The following is a 13518-nucleotide window of genomic DNA, read 5'->3' as shown; positions in this document are numbered from 1 at the left end:
ACTCTCGGTGTAAAGCACCAATTAAAATGGCCGCCCGAAGGCGGCCAAACTTCTTATTTCTGCAATGCGGGCTCGGTGCCCTTATCTGGCCAAACACCCGGACTTGTCGGTAGACCATCATCAAATTGGCTCAAGTAGTCCAACATCATAGGGCGATTGTCGATAAACCCTTTGTAGGTCGCCAGCTCCTCCGGTAGGTCGCGGATCACCCGGTGCAGGCGCCGCCCCCATTTGGGTGTGCTGACAATATCCTGAAACGCAATCAGATAGCAGCGGATCGGAAAGACCAGCGCGTTAGACCGCGGCAAGCGGAAGAATGTCTGCAGCTCTACCCGCAGGTGCTGTTTGGACCCAAGGTTTTCAGGCGTCAGCTCAGTTTTCTGGATGCCCCACTTATGATAGTTTTCTGGGCTTGTATCGAGCAACGGATTAACCGTCATGGTCCAATTCAATCGCCGCGCAGGTGCACCCTGCTGAACGTTCAGCAAAAACTTAAGCGCGCGCTTGAATATCCCCATCTCATTCGCTTTCGGCACAGGCGCGTGCCATTCGAAAAAGTTCATTCCGATGTCAAAATCAAGCGACCAGTCTGCCTGCGTTGTGATCATGCCCGCGTCCATCCACAGCATGTCATCGCGCTGGTCAAGAACGGCAAAATCGCCTTGCGCCTGCCGGGTGATATACTCCATCGGGCCGTAAGGTAGCGTGGTTTCATCCATGAAGGTAAAGGTATCATCAATGCCCATCGGCTTATTGATCCAGCGCCATGAATTGCCATCACGGTGCAGTTCAAACAGATCCGGGTAATCCTCGGACTTTGAGACCATGATCAACTCAAGCAGATCCCAGCCGGCTAATGTCATATGCGGCAGCGACTGACACCGAAGTGGATCTTGATCCAAAACCAATGCGCGGTCTCGCATCTCCGAGACATAATGCTCATCCACATCAAAGCGCATCTCGTAGACCGACCCTTCGGGGCCGCCACGGTGTTGCTCCATATTCACTGAATACATGTAGCTGTCTTCATGAAAAGGAAACGGAAAACGCTCGATCGCCCGGTCCGAATTCTTGAACGAATAATCGTCGCGGAAGGTCTCGTTATTAAACTGAATTGTCATCTTGTTCCCCTATCGGTCCAGAACCAGCGATTTGCCGACAAAACGGCTAACGCAGGGCATGATTTTCTTACCACTGGCATGCTCTTCGGGCTCCAGCCAGTGATCGCGGTGGATAAACTCTCCATCAGATTCAACCACATCGGTTTCGCACTGACCACACGCCCCACCACGGCACAAGAACGGTGCTTCGACGCCCGATCTTTCAATCGCTTCCAGCAGGCTTTCATGCTCGCCAACTTCAATCACCTTATCAGACTTGCACAGGCGCACCTGGAATGGCTTGCCCGGTTGTGGGGCCAAGAATTCCTCGGAATGCACATTGTCCGCAGGCCAACCGGCAGCTTCGGCGGTGCTGTGTACCCAGTTGATCATACCCGCAGGACCACAGACATAGACATGCGTCCCCAAAGGTTGACCAGCCAGCAAGCCATTCAAGTCAATCGCCTGCTTTTGCTCGTCATAGTAAATATGCACATTATTTGGAAAATGCTCTGTCAAATCCGCAGCATACGTGCCCAATGCCTCGGAACGACATGCATAATGTAGTTCCCAGTTGCCGTTGAGGCGCTCGAGCTGGGCAATCATTGCCTTGAACGGCGTGATGCCGATACCACCGGCCAGAAACACATGTTTTTTGGCCCGCAGATCCAGCGAAAACAGGTTGACCGGATAGGTCAGCGTCATTTCATCCCCGACATTAACGTTACGGTGCATGAACAAAGATCCGCCACGCCCTTCGTCATCACGGCGCACAGAAATGCAATATTTCGACGAATCTGCCGGATCGCTCATTAAGGAATATGGGTTCAGGCGGGTAATGTCCCCATCCTGCATTTCCACCACGGTATGCGCACCGCCAGAAAACGGCGGAAACGGCTGCCCGTCCTTGCGTTTAAATTGAAACCGGGTGACCAGTTCGTTCAACGGCACAATCTCATCGACAATAACTGCGATTTTTTCGGCACCAGCTTTGGCTTTTTGAGGGGCTGCGCTCATTTGTAAAGCTCCACTGATTCGGGCACATTTCCGGGATCTTCTGCATCAATGCAGACACCTTGAAACGCGGCAAGTCGGCGCGAATAGTGATCACGCACAAACAGATTCAGGCCACAGTGACCACAGACGAACGGATCGGTCATCACGTCCTCGGTGATGCCTTTGCAGTGTACGCATTGCATCCGGCGTGCGACAGATCCGCGGTGCTCTTGCTGGATCGCTGTATGCGGAATACCAGCGGTCATTGCTTCGTTCTGGGCTTGCCCCATCAGACCTTCGGTGCCGGTCAAATAGACTTGCAATCCCATGTGAGCATTTTCCAGTACCTTGCGCAGGCGCTGAAGCGAGGCCTCATAACTAGGCCCGACATAAAGTTGTTTGGGGTTCAGGGCATTCAGTTGCTCGACATAGGTTTCACCGGTCCCTTTAGGGATATAGATGATATGCGTCTGCGCCATCAAATCGGCGTTCTGCTTGGCAAGGTCTAAAATGGCTTCTGCGCCCTCAGCATCTGCTATCATCAAATGAGCTGGGCCTTTACGGGGCTCCAGCGTACCGTAGACCGGACGACTTCCAATGCTTTCCGGAAATTTGAATTTCGACATTGCTTTCTTGGTCCTCCCAGACGTGACATGAAAAAGGCGCCCCCAAAGGGCGCCTTCTGTTCAGATCAGCCCTTTGCGGTGCGGATCGATTTATCTTGATCGTAGAATGGCATCTCTTCTGCCGTACAGGCGATCTCGGTGCCATCGCCATTGCGAACTGTCAGCTTGGTGCCCGGCGTTGCACAGGCAACTGGCATCCGTGCGATACCGACGTTGTGTTTGTTGACAGATGAGTGCATGCCGAATGTGACAACGCCCACTTCCTTACCGTCCTGCAGGAGCATCGCACCCTCGTCAGCCGGTGTTATACCTTCGAGCACGACACCGTAGATTTTGAAGCGCTCTTTGCCTTCGGCCGAATAATGGTTTTCGGCACCGATAAAGCCGGTTTTTCCAGGGGATACAGTGAACTCAAGGCCCAGCTCCCACAGCGTGTCACCGCAGGGTTCATCGTCAAACGGATAGGTCTCAGAGTTGTCACCGGGATAGAACAGCAGATAGCTTTCGGTGCGCAACAGATCGAGGGTTGAGAACTGAACCGGCGTAATGCCCATATCAGCACCGTCAGACAGGATGCTGTCCCACAGGTGAATTGCATCTTTGGCTTCACAGAAAATTTCGTAACCACGTTCGCCGGTATACCCGGTACGCGAAATCATCACCGCGCGTCCAAACAGCTTGGTCTGCATGATGCCAAAATATGCCAGATCACGAATGCCTGGAATATGTTTGGCTAGGAAATCAACGGCAACAGGGCCCTGAAGTGACATATCATGTAGATTGTCATCAAAGATCACAGCGCAGTTTTTACCAGCGGCTACGGCTGTAAGTTGCTCCATGCCAGCGCCAGTACCATGCACAACCATCCAAGTGTTTACCGACAGGCGATAGATAATACAGTCATCAATGAACTTGCCCTGCTCATTCAGGATCGAGGCATAGGTGGAGCGACCAGGCATGATTTTTTCAACATTACGGGTTGTGACGCGGTCAATCACTTGGGCCGCATGTTCACCAACAAGATGCACCTTTTTCAAGCCGGAGACATCCATCAGGCCCGCCTTAGTGCGAATCGCAACATAGTCTGCCTCGGCGCGTTCTGGGGAATGATCATAGAACCATGCGGTTCCCATACCGTTCCAATCTTCCAGTTCTCCGCCAATTTCTGCGTGCCGTTGCGACAGCGCTGATGTTCTCCAAATGATAGCCATGCGCTACCCCTCCTTGCTGATTTTCGTTTTATGTTTCCCTAATACAGGCAAATCTGCCCGCAAAAATCAATACTGATATTCATATTTATTTCCCCATAGGCAAATTTTTGACCGAAAGAAAATGCCTCAGGAGGCAAAAGTGACAGGCAGAATCGTTATCACTGTCTTCAAAGAAGACAATGTAAAGGCTAGCAAACAGACCTCATGAAGATCCACTGAAGTAGGCACATAATTTGATCCGGCCTTGCCCTCAATAATTAGAGGCAAGCCAACAAAACGTTGACAGATTGATTCATTTATCCCCAGTATGAAACATTGTTTCCCTTGGGTGAACTGCCATCCTATGGAAAACACGATAAAAAACTTTAGGGAGGGAAATCGTGGACGGAAATCTCAATGCACTGACAACGGTGTTTACCGAGTTCTATTACTGGGTCACTGTCGTCTTCATGTTTCTCATTCATGTGGGGTTCTGCATGTATGAGGTCGGCGCCAGCAGACGGCGAAACCATATGCACACCTTGATGAAGAACGTTATGATCATTCCATTGGTCACGGTAACGTTCTTCTTCTTTGGTTGGTGGATTTATTGGGCTTTCCCAAATGCCTTTCCGGGCATGGGCGGCATCGATACCGCAGCCGGGGCAGCGTATACACCTTGGTCCGAAAACATGGGTACAAACCTGCAAGACCGCATTACTGGTGTGTTCTGGGCGGCGTTCTTGTTGTTCTCATGGACAGCGGCTTCGATCGTATCAGGTTCAGTAATTGAACGTATCCGCTCATCCGCCTTGTGGCTGCACGCAGTCATGATTGGGTCGGTCTGGTGGATCATTGATGCGGCTTGGGGCTGGCATTATGATGGCTGGATGGTCAAGGTTCTGGGTTACCATGATGCCTATGCATCGGGTGTGATCCACGCAATCGCCGGTGGCTACGCCCTTGGCGTGATCATGGTGCTTGGGCCACGTCTCGGCAAATTCGCTTCAGATGGCACGCCACGCGATATCCCACCACATAACCCGTGGATGCTAACGATCGGGATCTTCCTAATCTATACAGGCTTCTGGGGTTTCTACGCGGCGTGCAACGTACCTGCGATCTCACCAGAAGTTATAGACGGTCAAATCGTTGGAACAACTTGGACCGCGACGAACATCTATCTTGCACCGACGTCTCTATCGGCAATCACCTTTAACTTCCTGATGTCACTGTCTGGCGGTTTGATGGCGGCCTATGTGGTATCTAGAGGCGATGCATTCTGGACGTTCTCTGGCGGTCTTGCTGGGATTATCACTGCCTCTGCCGGTAATGACCTTTATCACCCGATTCAGGCGATGCTTGTTGCCGCTGTCGGCGTGGTGATTGTGTACAAGTTGCACTATTGGGTTGAACGTAAGTTCAAACTTGATGATGCAGTCGGCGCGGTTGCCGTGCACGGATATTCCGGTGTTATTGGTCTCATCATTGCTGGTTTCATGTTGTGGGGCGCACCATCGTCACCATACGAAGGCTACGCAACAATCAACCCCATTGGTCAAACAATCGGTGCGGTGATCATGTTCGGTTTGCTTGGCTTCTTGCCGGGTTGGGGTCTGGCCAAGATCCAAGCTGCTGCAGGTGTACTACGTATTCCTGAGGATGTTGAATTGATGGGTCTCGATTACGCAGAGCATCACGCCTACGAAGATGCAAAAGCCGATATCATTGCAGCCGACAAAGCTGCTCTGGAAGCGAAGTAAGGAGAAGCAACAATGTCTACTATTGGTTATGAAAGCTGGGCCGTAGATCTGGCGGAAGTCGGCCCGGTGTATCCTTTTCAGGGCTCCGAGATTCTGATGGTCGTGCTCGGTGTGGCCTTCTGGATAGGTTGGCACCGCATTCAATATGTCCGCGAGTCGGCACATTTGGAAGAAGCCAGAAAGATGGGTGAGAAAGACAAGATCGATAAGATGCTGGAACTCTATTGATCACCCAATAAGGGCAAGCAAATCGAAAGGGCGGTCATTCCGCCCTTTCTTCATTAGAGGAATATTTTATTCCAGGTAGTTGATTCTATCAAAATCTCGAGCTAGTCTCAGAATCGGACACCCGGGCACCCGGGTTTATTCAAGGAGAATTTCAATATGTGTGGAATCGTCGGCTTGTTCCTGAAGGACAAATCGCTTGAGCCGCAGCTGGGTGACATGTTGACTGACATGCTGATCACGATGACTGATCGTGGCCCGGATAGTGCTGGCATTGCGATCTATGGTGATGATGAAAGTGGTACCTCGAAATTGACCGTGCAATCGGATGAGGCAGAGACACTCTTTCCTCATCTGGCAGAAACCTTGACCGCCCAGATCGGCACATCGGTTTCATTGTCCCGCAAAGACACCCATGCGGTTCTGGCAATCGCCTCTGACAAAGTGGCGGACGCCAGAAAAGCACTACGGGAAATGGATGACGTCCGCATCATGAGCCGTGGTGACACGCTTGAGATCTACAAAGAGGTTGGCCTGCCAAAGGATGTGGCCGCGCGCTTTGAAGTTTCAAAAATGGGCGGATCGCATGGCATTGGCCACACCCGGATGGCGACCGAATCAGCGGTAACCACCATGGGTGCACACCCGTTCAACACTGGCGATGATCAGTGTCTTGTGCATAACGGATCACTGTCCAATCACAACTCGCTGCGCCGCAAACTGGGCCGTGAAGGGGTCCACACAGAAACCCAGAACGACACCGAAGTTGCTGCCGCCTATCTGACATGGCGCATGCAGAAGGGTGACACATTGGGCGAAGCGCTTGAGAACTCGCTTGATGATCTCGATGGCTTCTTCACCTTTGTGGTAGGCACCAAAGACGGCTTTGGCGTTGTTCGCGACCCAATCGCTTGCAAACCAGCTGTGATGGCGGAAACCGATCAATACGTCGCCTTCGGCAGTGAATATCGGGCACTGGTCAACCTGCCGGGCATCGAAGAGGCTCGCGTTTGGGAACCCGAACCTGCAACCGTTTATTTCTGGAACCATTAAGATGCAGACATTTGATCTAGAGGCCAATGGCCTGCGTGCTCTGAATGAAGCGCTTCATGCTCAATCAGATGATACCAATCAAACCGCATGGGAAGTCGTCAACGCCAAAGGCAGCCATGCCATTGCCGTCGGATTGGACGCCCCGATCGAAGTGACGGTCAAGGGCTCAACCGGCTACTATTGCGCAGGTATGAACAAGCAGGCAACTGTGAACATTCATGGCTCGGCTGGTCCGGGTGTTGCGCAAAACATGATGTCAGGCAAAGTTGTGATCGAAGGCGACGCCAGCCAGTATGCTGGTGCAACCGGCCACGGTGGGTTGCTGGTGATCAAAGGCAATGCCGCCTCACGTTGCGGTATTTCCATGAAGGGCATCAATATCGTCGTGCACGGCAACATTGGCCACATGTCCGCCTTTATGGCACAATCGGGCAATCTGGTTGTCTGCGGCGATGCCGGTGATGCATTAGGCGATAGCTGCTACGAGGCACGCCTGTTTGTACGTGGCGAGGTCAAAAGCCTCGGTGCCGACTGCGAGAAAAAAGAAATGCGCCCCGAACATATCGAAATCCTCAAAGATCTACTTGAGCAGGCTGGCTCAGACGCCAAGCCAGAAGAGTTCTCGCGCTACGGTTCAGCGCGGAACCTTTATAATTTCGATGTCGATAACGCGGCAGCCTACTAAGGATTATAGTCATGAAAGATACAGACGATAACGGTATCCCACACACGACCCCTCGCCAGTCTGCGACATTTTCAAATGACGTAAACAGCGACATCCGCCGCGCCGCTGCGACGGGTATCTATGATATCCGCGGCGGTGGAGCCAAACGCAAAGTTCCAAACTTTGATGACCTTCTCTTTATGGGCGCGTCGATCTCTCGCTACCCTCTCGAAGGGTACCGTGAAAAATGTGAAACCAAGGTTACCTTGGGAACGCGCTTTGCCAAAAACCCGATTGAGCTGGACATCCCGATCACCATCGCCGGGATGAGCTTTGGCGCCTTGTCAGGTCCAGCCAAAGAAGCCCTAGGTCGCGGTGCCGATGCGGCCGGCACATCAACCACCACCGGTGATGGCGGCATGACCCCGGAAGAGCGCGGGCATTCCTCTAAGCTGGTCTACCAATACCTGCCATCGCGCTACGGTATGAACCCCGACGACCTGCGCAAGGCGGACGCGATTGAGATCGTTGTGGGCCAAGGCGCAAAGCCAGGCGGCGGAGGTATGCTGCTGGGTCAGAAAATCTCGGATCGAGTTGCAGAGATGCGCAACCTGCCCAAAGGGATCGACCAGCGTTCCGCCTGTCGCCACCCTGACTGGACTGGACCCGATGATCTGGAGATTAAAATCCTTGAGCTGCGCGAAATCACCGATTGGAAAGTACCAATCTACGTGAAGATCGCGGGCGCACGCCCCTACTTTGACACCACATTGGCCGTCAAAGCCGGTGCAGACGTTGTTGTTCTGGATGGCATGCAGGGCGGCACAGCTGCTACGCAGGATGTCTTTATCGAACACGTCGGGCAGCCCACCTTGGCGATCATTCGCCCCGCCGTGCAAGCCTTGCAGGATATGGGCATGCACCGCGAAGTGCAGCTGGTTGTTTCTGGTGGTATCCGCTCTGGCGCGGATGTGGCCAAGGCGCTGGCCTTGGGTGCAGATGCTGTTGCTATTGGCACCGCTGCGTTAATCGCTTTGGGCGATAATGACCCGAAATGGGAAAGCGAATACAATAAATTGGGCACGACAACCGGTGCTTATGACGACTGGCACGAAGGTCGCGATCCTGCAGGTATCACAACGCAGGATCCCGAGTTGATGGCCCGGTTTGACCCGATTGAAGGCGGTCGCCGCCTACGCAATTACCTGAAGGTGATGACCTTGGAAGCGCAAACCATCGCGCGTGCCTGTGGCCATAACCACATGCACAATCTGGAACCCGAAGACATGGTTGCCCTGACAATGGAAGCCGCTGCCATGGCACGTGTTCCACTGGCAGGAACAGAATGGTGGCCCGGGAAGCCCGGCACTGGATTCTAAAGATAATTAGGGGCGCGGCACAAATGCTGCGCCCTTTGCGTATAAACAAATGAGACACATTCTGGGAGGAACTGATGACGATTGATCTTGCGGCTTATGCCAAGGAAAACGGCGTCAAGTATTTCATGATTTCGTTCACCGATCTGTTCGGTGGACAACGGGCCAAACTGGTGCCTGCGCGAGCAATCGCAGACATGCAAGAAGATGGCGCCGGATTTGCCGGATTTGCAACCTGGCTTGACCTGACACCCGCGCACCCGGATATGCTGGCAGTGCCAGACCCCGATGCGGTTATTCAACTGCCCTGGAACAAAGAGATTGCGTGGGTGCCCGGCAACTGCGTAATGGAAGGCGAAGATGTCGCCCAAGCGCCGCGCAATGTGTTGCGTCGCCTGATTGCTGAAGCTGCCGAAGTTGGCATGCACGTCAAAACCGGGATCGAGGCAGAGTTTTTCCTGCTCACCCCCGAAGGCAATGAAATCTCGGACCCATTCGATACCGCCGAAAAGCCTTGTTATGATCAGCAGGCTATGATGCGTCGTCTGGATGTGATCCGCGAGATCAGCGACTACATGCTAGAGCTTGGTTGGGGTGCCTATCAAAACGACCACGAAGATGCCAATGGCCAGTGGGAAATGAACTGGGACTTCGACGATGCCCTTGCAACGGCGGACAAGCACAGCTTCTTCAAGTTCATGGCCAAATCTGTCGCTGAAAAGCACGGCTTCCGCGCCACATTCATGCCCAAGCCTGTCGAAGGTCTGACCGGCAACGGTTGCCACGCACATATCTCGGTCTGGGATGCCCCCGGTGCCCAATCAAAAACCAACGTTTTTGCGGCCGACATCAGCGATGAAAACCAAACAACAGAGTTGGGCCTGTCCGAGCAAGGGCGTTATTTCCTTGGCGGCATCATGAAGCACGCCTCAGCACTGGCGGCGATCACCAACCCGACGGTTAACAGCTTCAAACGGATCAACGCGCCACGCACAATGTCAGGGGCCACTTGGGCGCCAAACACTGTGACATGGACCGGTAACAACCGGACGCACATGGTACGTGTCCCCGGCCCCGGCCGGTTCGAGTTGCGCCTGCCCGACGGTGCCGTGAACCCCTATCTGCTGCAGGCCGTGATCATCGCGGCAGGCCTGTCTGGTGTGCGCTCCAAAGCGGACCCCGGAAAGCGCCACGATATCGATATGTACGCCGAGGGTCACAAGGTACGCGGTGCGCCAAAACTACCACTGAACATGCTGGACGCCCTGCGTGAATACGACAAGGACAAGGGCCTGAAATCCGCCATGGGCGACGAATTCTCAGCCGCCTACCTGAAGATGAAACATCAGGAATGGGATTCTTTCGTGACCCACTTCAGCCAGTGGGAAAAAGACAACACGCTTGATATCTAAGCTGCTGAACGCTCCACTAATACGCCCCGGTATTTCCGGGGCGTTTCTATTTGGACTGCCCGTGAATACCCACAAGTAAAATCAACCCTTAAGGGTGAAACTAGGTGCTCAAGCCAAACTTCTGTAGCCTGCAAAGGTAAATCACGAAATTTGATTTCAGAAGGAGGTTATCATGAGTGTATTTTTAATCGCTGATGTAACAGTGACAGATGACAGTTGGATCCCAGAATACGCTGCCCACGTGCACAAACTGGTTGAGAAACACGGTGGGAAATACCTGTCTCGCAGCGGCAACATAGACACCCTCGAAGGGGAGACGTCGGATAGTACGTTGGTTGCAATTCTTGAGTTCCCGACGAGAGACGCCTTGGACAACTTTGCCTCAGACCCCGCTTATGCCCCATACGGAGAAGCCCGGCAGGCCGGCAGCATCAGTCATTTTCGCGTAATCGACGACACCGATATTGCCGGATCCATCCCCTATCTAACGGCCGGATAAGGGAAACCACCGGCATCAGCCAAGATTTAGCCCTCGCGCCAATCAGGCACATCGTTCACCAATGATAACGCCGCACGGCGCAGGGCCGAGCGGATTTTTTCGACATCCGAGCCAGACATCCCGCAATCGCTTAGCGCACGGTCCATCAGGTCAAGCCACATCTCGGCGTCTTTTTCACGAATAGGGACATGTTCGTGGATCTCGCGCAGGTTCATATGGCCATGCTTTTCGCGGTAATGGCGACGCCCACCAAAAAAGCCAGTCAAAAAATCAAACTGCTCCGCGCGGGTATGGTTCATTCCATGCCCGCGAAAATGCAGGCGGAACAATTCATACACAGCAGGTTCAGTTTCCATAAGATCATAAAACCGCTGCACAAGCTTGTGCACAGCAGGCTCGCCGCCGATGCGATCCAGCAATGTTGTTATCTGTACAGTCATATCGCGATCACCTTATCGCCATTTATTACGGCGACTTTGATCTAGCGCAAATACAGTTTCAAGACACGTATTATTGCGGATACTTGTCCCGCGATGCACTGAGGCTCAACAACCAGTCCCGGACCGTTTCCCGTTCTGGAAAGCTGGGTTTGCGCTCTGGGACCAGCAGATAATAACCGCCCTTAGTGCGAACAGACATATCGCCCAATGGGCGCACCAAACGACCCTGCTCCAATAAATGATCAACAAGATGCTTCCAACCCAAAGTCACCCCCAGCCCATCCAGCGCCGCCTGAACAGCCAACGGATAAGTATTGAACTGTGTAGTCCTGGAAAAGTCCCCGCGCGGGATCTTTTGGCGTTGCTGCCATGTCGTCCAGTTCATCCATTCGGTATGCGGGCTGGACACTTCGATCAAATCCAATTGCCCAATGGTTTCAGTCCCTGATGCCTGAGGATGTTGCTTAAGATACTCAGGCGAACACACCGGAAAGATAGTTTCTCCGAACAATAGCTCTGCATCAAAACCAGGCCATTCCCCCGTTCCACGTAAAATCGCTAGGTCGTTATTTTCAGCTAGGCATTCTTCGTCATCATCAGACGAAAGCAGGCCAATTTGGACATCAGGATTTCGTTGATTGAACTGATTCAATCGAGGCATCAACCATAATGATGCTACCGAATTTGTCGCAGCCAATGACACTGAACTTGTCTCTTTTCGTGCCAGAATATCCTGTGATGCATCTCGCAATATTCCCAACGCCTGCGCTGCAGATTGCAACAAATCTGCGCCTTCAGACGTTATCGTAATGGACCTGTGCCCCCGAATGAAAAGCCGGGTCTTATAGTACTCTTCAAGAAGCTTAACTTTGCGACTGACTGCTGATTCTGAGATGTTTAGTTCGCGCGCAGCAGCAGCAAAACTCCCACTGCGACCGGTGACCTCAAACGCCAGAAAATAATCAAGTGGGGGCAAGTTTTTACGTAAAACCCGCATATCTTTTTCATCCCTATCCTGATGCTTCACTGCAGAGCAAAATCAATGCCCCTCCAATGCGAACACGTATATCAGATTGCCCCTAATTAATGAAGGCTAAGGCCCTCAAAACTATTGGTCAATAGTTGGGGGAAATTTGGCACTATCGCAAAGCGGCAATTCTACGCTGCCACATAAAAGATTCGTTCAGGGAGAACATGATGAAAAATATCAGCAAAGCCACACTTGCCGGCCTCGCGATGGCGGTCAGCCCGATCGCAGTAATGGCCGAAGACAGCAGCGATCCAATCGTCATTCCAATCCACAACTGGTCCAGCCAGATTGTGATGAGCAATGTTGTTGGCCAAATTTTTGAATCCGTTGGTAACAACGTCGAATATGTCACTACTGACAGTCAAGCAGTTTATGAATCCGTTAGGCTGGGTGACGTCACCTTGGAAATGGAAGTTTGGGAAGGGGCCTTTGGTGCATCTTTCCGTGCCGCACTTGAAAAGGGCGGATTGCATGATGCAGGTGAGCATGATGCCGTGACACGCGAAGATTGGTGGTACCCTATGTGGACCAAGGAAGCTTGCCCAGGCTTACCGGACTGGAAAGCATTGAATGATTGCGCCGCACTGTTCGCAACCGCCGAAACCGGTGAAAAAGGCCGATATCTTGATGGGCCCGTTGACTGGTTAAAGCATGGTCAAGAACGCGTTGCGGCGCTTGACATGAACTTTACCGTTGTGAATGCGGGTTCCGCCGCTGCTCTCTGGGCCGAAATTGGCGCCGCCGAAGCAGACAAACGCCCGGTCGTTGTCTTCAACTGGACGCCGAACTTTGCCGAAGCTGTCTGGCCTGGTGAATTTGTCGAATTTCCAGAATGGGAAGACGGCTGTGACACAGACCCAGCGGTTGGCCCCAATCCTGACGTCACATATGATTGCGGCAACCCTGCTCAAGGTTATCTGAAGAAAGCCGCGTGGGACGGAATGGAGGAAAACTGGCCAAACGCATATTGCGTTCTGACCAAAATCTCCTTCACCAATCCACAAATCGCTCAAATGGCAAAATTTGTTGATACCGACGAGATGGAGCCAGAAGAGGCGGCCGAAGAATGGTTGGATGAAAACGCCGGTACTGTCGTTCAGCCCTGGATCGACGCCTGCGCAAGCTAATCGCTTGTCGTCCTAGC

Annotated in this window: 14 protein-coding genes; 8 read left to right on the top strand and 6 right to left on the bottom strand. The window is 52.7% G+C overall.

All coding sequences use genetic code 11. From position 1 onward, the window contains the following. Positions 1-53 precede the first annotated feature (53 nt). The 4 genes from D9A02_RS06490 to D9A02_RS06475 all read right to left on the bottom strand — a co-directional run bounded on the left by D9A02_RS06490 (position 54) and on the right by D9A02_RS06475 (position 3933). Positions 54-1121, bottom strand: a complete 1068-nt coding sequence (locus tag D9A02_RS06490) for a DUF3445 domain-containing protein (RefSeq protein ID WP_120500167.1) — start codon at positions 1119-1121, stop codon at positions 54-56. A gap of 9 nt (positions 1122-1130) precedes the next feature. After that, positions 1131-2117 carry a PDR/VanB family oxidoreductase gene (locus D9A02_RS06485; RefSeq protein WP_120500166.1) on the bottom strand — a complete coding sequence of 329 codons (987 nt, stop codon included), beginning with the start codon at positions 2115-2117 and terminating at the stop codon, positions 1131-1133. After that, the gene (dmmA, locus tag D9A02_RS06480) at positions 2114-2722 is read right to left on the bottom strand and encodes a dimethylamine monooxygenase subunit DmmA (protein WP_120500165.1); all 609 of its coding nucleotides are present in this window, start codon (positions 2720-2722) and stop codon (positions 2114-2116) included. Before dmmA ends, D9A02_RS06485 begins: the two co-directional genes overlap by 4 nt. Positions 2723-2787: 65 nt before the next feature. Beyond that, positions 2788-3933 carry an aminomethyltransferase family protein gene (locus tag D9A02_RS06475; RefSeq protein WP_120500164.1) on the bottom strand — a complete coding sequence of 382 codons (1146 nt, stop codon included), beginning with the start codon at positions 3931-3933 and terminating at the stop codon, positions 2788-2790. A 380-nt stretch (positions 3934-4313) separates the two neighbouring features. Here D9A02_RS06475 and D9A02_RS06470 point away from each other — a divergent pair, with 380 nt between their 5' ends. The 7 genes from D9A02_RS06470 to D9A02_RS06440 all read left to right on the top strand — a co-directional run bounded on the left by D9A02_RS06470 (position 4314) and on the right by D9A02_RS06440 (position 10904). Next, the gene (locus tag D9A02_RS06470; RefSeq protein ID WP_120500163.1) at positions 4314-5675 is read left to right on the top strand and encodes an ammonium transporter; all 1362 of its coding nucleotides are present in this window, start codon (positions 4314-4316) and stop codon (positions 5673-5675) included. Between the two features lie 12 nt (positions 5676-5687). Next, positions 5688-5903, top strand: a complete 216-nt coding sequence (locus D9A02_RS06465; RefSeq protein ID WP_120500162.1) for a hypothetical protein — start codon at positions 5688-5690, stop codon at positions 5901-5903. Positions 5904-6059: 156 nt separating this feature from the next. After that, the gene (locus D9A02_RS06460; RefSeq protein WP_120500161.1) at positions 6060-6953 is read left to right on the top strand and encodes a glutamine amidotransferase family protein; all 894 of its coding nucleotides are present in this window, start codon (positions 6060-6062) and stop codon (positions 6951-6953) included. A gap of 1 nt (position 6954) precedes the next feature. After that, positions 6955-7638 carry a GXGXG domain-containing protein gene (locus D9A02_RS06455; RefSeq protein ID WP_120500160.1) on the top strand — a complete coding sequence of 228 codons (684 nt, stop codon included), beginning with the start codon at positions 6955-6957 and terminating at the stop codon, positions 7636-7638. An 11-nt stretch (positions 7639-7649) separates the two neighbouring features. Next, a complete protein-coding gene (locus D9A02_RS06450) occupies positions 7650-8996 on the top strand; it encodes an FMN-binding glutamate synthase family protein (RefSeq protein WP_120500159.1) in 1347 nt (448 codons plus the stop codon). Positions 8997-9070: 74 nt separating this feature from the next. Beyond that, on the top strand, positions 9071-10405 hold the full coding sequence (gene glnT, locus D9A02_RS06445) for a type III glutamate--ammonia ligase (RefSeq protein WP_120500158.1): 1335 nt from the start codon (positions 9071-9073) through the stop codon (positions 10403-10405). 172 nt (positions 10406-10577) lie between these two features. Further along, positions 10578-10904, top strand: a complete 327-nt coding sequence (locus D9A02_RS06440; RefSeq protein ID WP_120500157.1) for a DUF1330 domain-containing protein — start codon at positions 10578-10580, stop codon at positions 10902-10904. A gap of 26 nt (positions 10905-10930) precedes the next feature. Here the strand turns inward: D9A02_RS06440 and D9A02_RS06435 are convergent, their stop codons facing one another. Continuing rightward, a complete protein-coding gene (locus D9A02_RS06435) occupies positions 10931-11344 on the bottom strand; it encodes a group II truncated hemoglobin (RefSeq protein ID WP_254054568.1) in 414 nt (137 codons plus the stop codon). A 70-nt stretch (positions 11345-11414) separates the two neighbouring features. Beyond that, complete coding sequence (locus D9A02_RS06430; RefSeq protein ID WP_120500156.1) at positions 11415-12341, bottom strand: LysR substrate-binding domain-containing protein; 927 nt, start codon at positions 12339-12341, stop codon at positions 11415-11417. Positions 12342-12541: 200 nt separating this feature from the next. Here D9A02_RS06430 and D9A02_RS06425 point away from each other — a divergent pair, with 200 nt between their 5' ends. After that, positions 12542-13501 carry an ABC transporter substrate-binding protein gene (locus D9A02_RS06425; RefSeq protein ID WP_120500155.1) on the top strand — a complete coding sequence of 320 codons (960 nt, stop codon included), beginning with the start codon at positions 12542-12544 and terminating at the stop codon, positions 13499-13501. Positions 13502-13518: the final 17 nt, after the last annotated feature.

The sequence above is a fragment of the Roseovarius sp. EL26 genome (assembly GCF_900327775.1).
Taxonomy (GTDB): Bacteria; Pseudomonadota; Alphaproteobacteria; order Rhodobacterales; family Rhodobacteraceae; genus Roseovarius.
This window is presented reverse-complemented; position numbering and strand designations above follow the sequence as displayed.

Bases quoted from the DNA above. Each gene is read 5' to 3' on its own strand.
- D9A02_RS06425 (WP_120500155.1), top strand. From the start codon at position 12,542: ATGAAAAATATCAGCAAAGCCACACTTGCCGGCCTCGCGATGGCGGTC.
- D9A02_RS06465 (WP_120500162.1), top strand. From the start codon at position 5,688: ATGTCTACTATTGGTTATGAAAGCTGGGCCGTAGATCTGGCGGAAGTC.
- D9A02_RS06490 (WP_120500167.1), bottom strand. From the start codon at position 1,121: ATGACAATTCAGTTTAATAACGAGACCTTCCGCGACGATTATTCGTTC.
- glnT (WP_120500158.1), top strand. From the start codon at position 9,071: ATGACGATTGATCTTGCGGCTTATGCCAAGGAAAACGGCGTCAAGTAT.
- D9A02_RS06485 (WP_120500166.1), bottom strand. From the start codon at position 2,117: ATGAGCGCAGCCCCTCAAAAAGCCAAAGCTGGTGCCGAAAAAATCGCA.
- D9A02_RS06455 (WP_120500160.1), top strand. From the start codon at position 6,955: ATGCAGACATTTGATCTAGAGGCCAATGGCCTGCGTGCTCTGAATGAA.
- dmmA (WP_120500165.1), bottom strand. From the start codon at position 2,722: ATGTCGAAATTCAAATTTCCGGAAAGCATTGGAAGTCGTCCGGTCTAC.
- D9A02_RS06430 (WP_120500156.1), bottom strand. From the start codon at position 12,341: ATGCGGGTTTTACGTAAAAACTTGCCCCCACTTGATTATTTTCTGGCG.
- D9A02_RS06435 (WP_254054568.1), bottom strand. From the start codon at position 11,344: ATGACTGTACAGATAACAACATTGCTGGATCGCATCGGCGGCGAGCCT.
- D9A02_RS06460 (WP_120500161.1), top strand. From the start codon at position 6,060: ATGTGTGGAATCGTCGGCTTGTTCCTGAAGGACAAATCGCTTGAGCCG.
- D9A02_RS06475 (WP_120500164.1), bottom strand. From the start codon at position 3,933: ATGGCTATCATTTGGAGAACATCAGCGCTGTCGCAACGGCACGCAGAA.
- D9A02_RS06450 (WP_120500159.1), top strand. From the start codon at position 7,650: ATGAAAGATACAGACGATAACGGTATCCCACACACGACCCCTCGCCAG.
- D9A02_RS06440 (WP_120500157.1), top strand. From the start codon at position 10,578: ATGAGTGTATTTTTAATCGCTGATGTAACAGTGACAGATGACAGTTGG.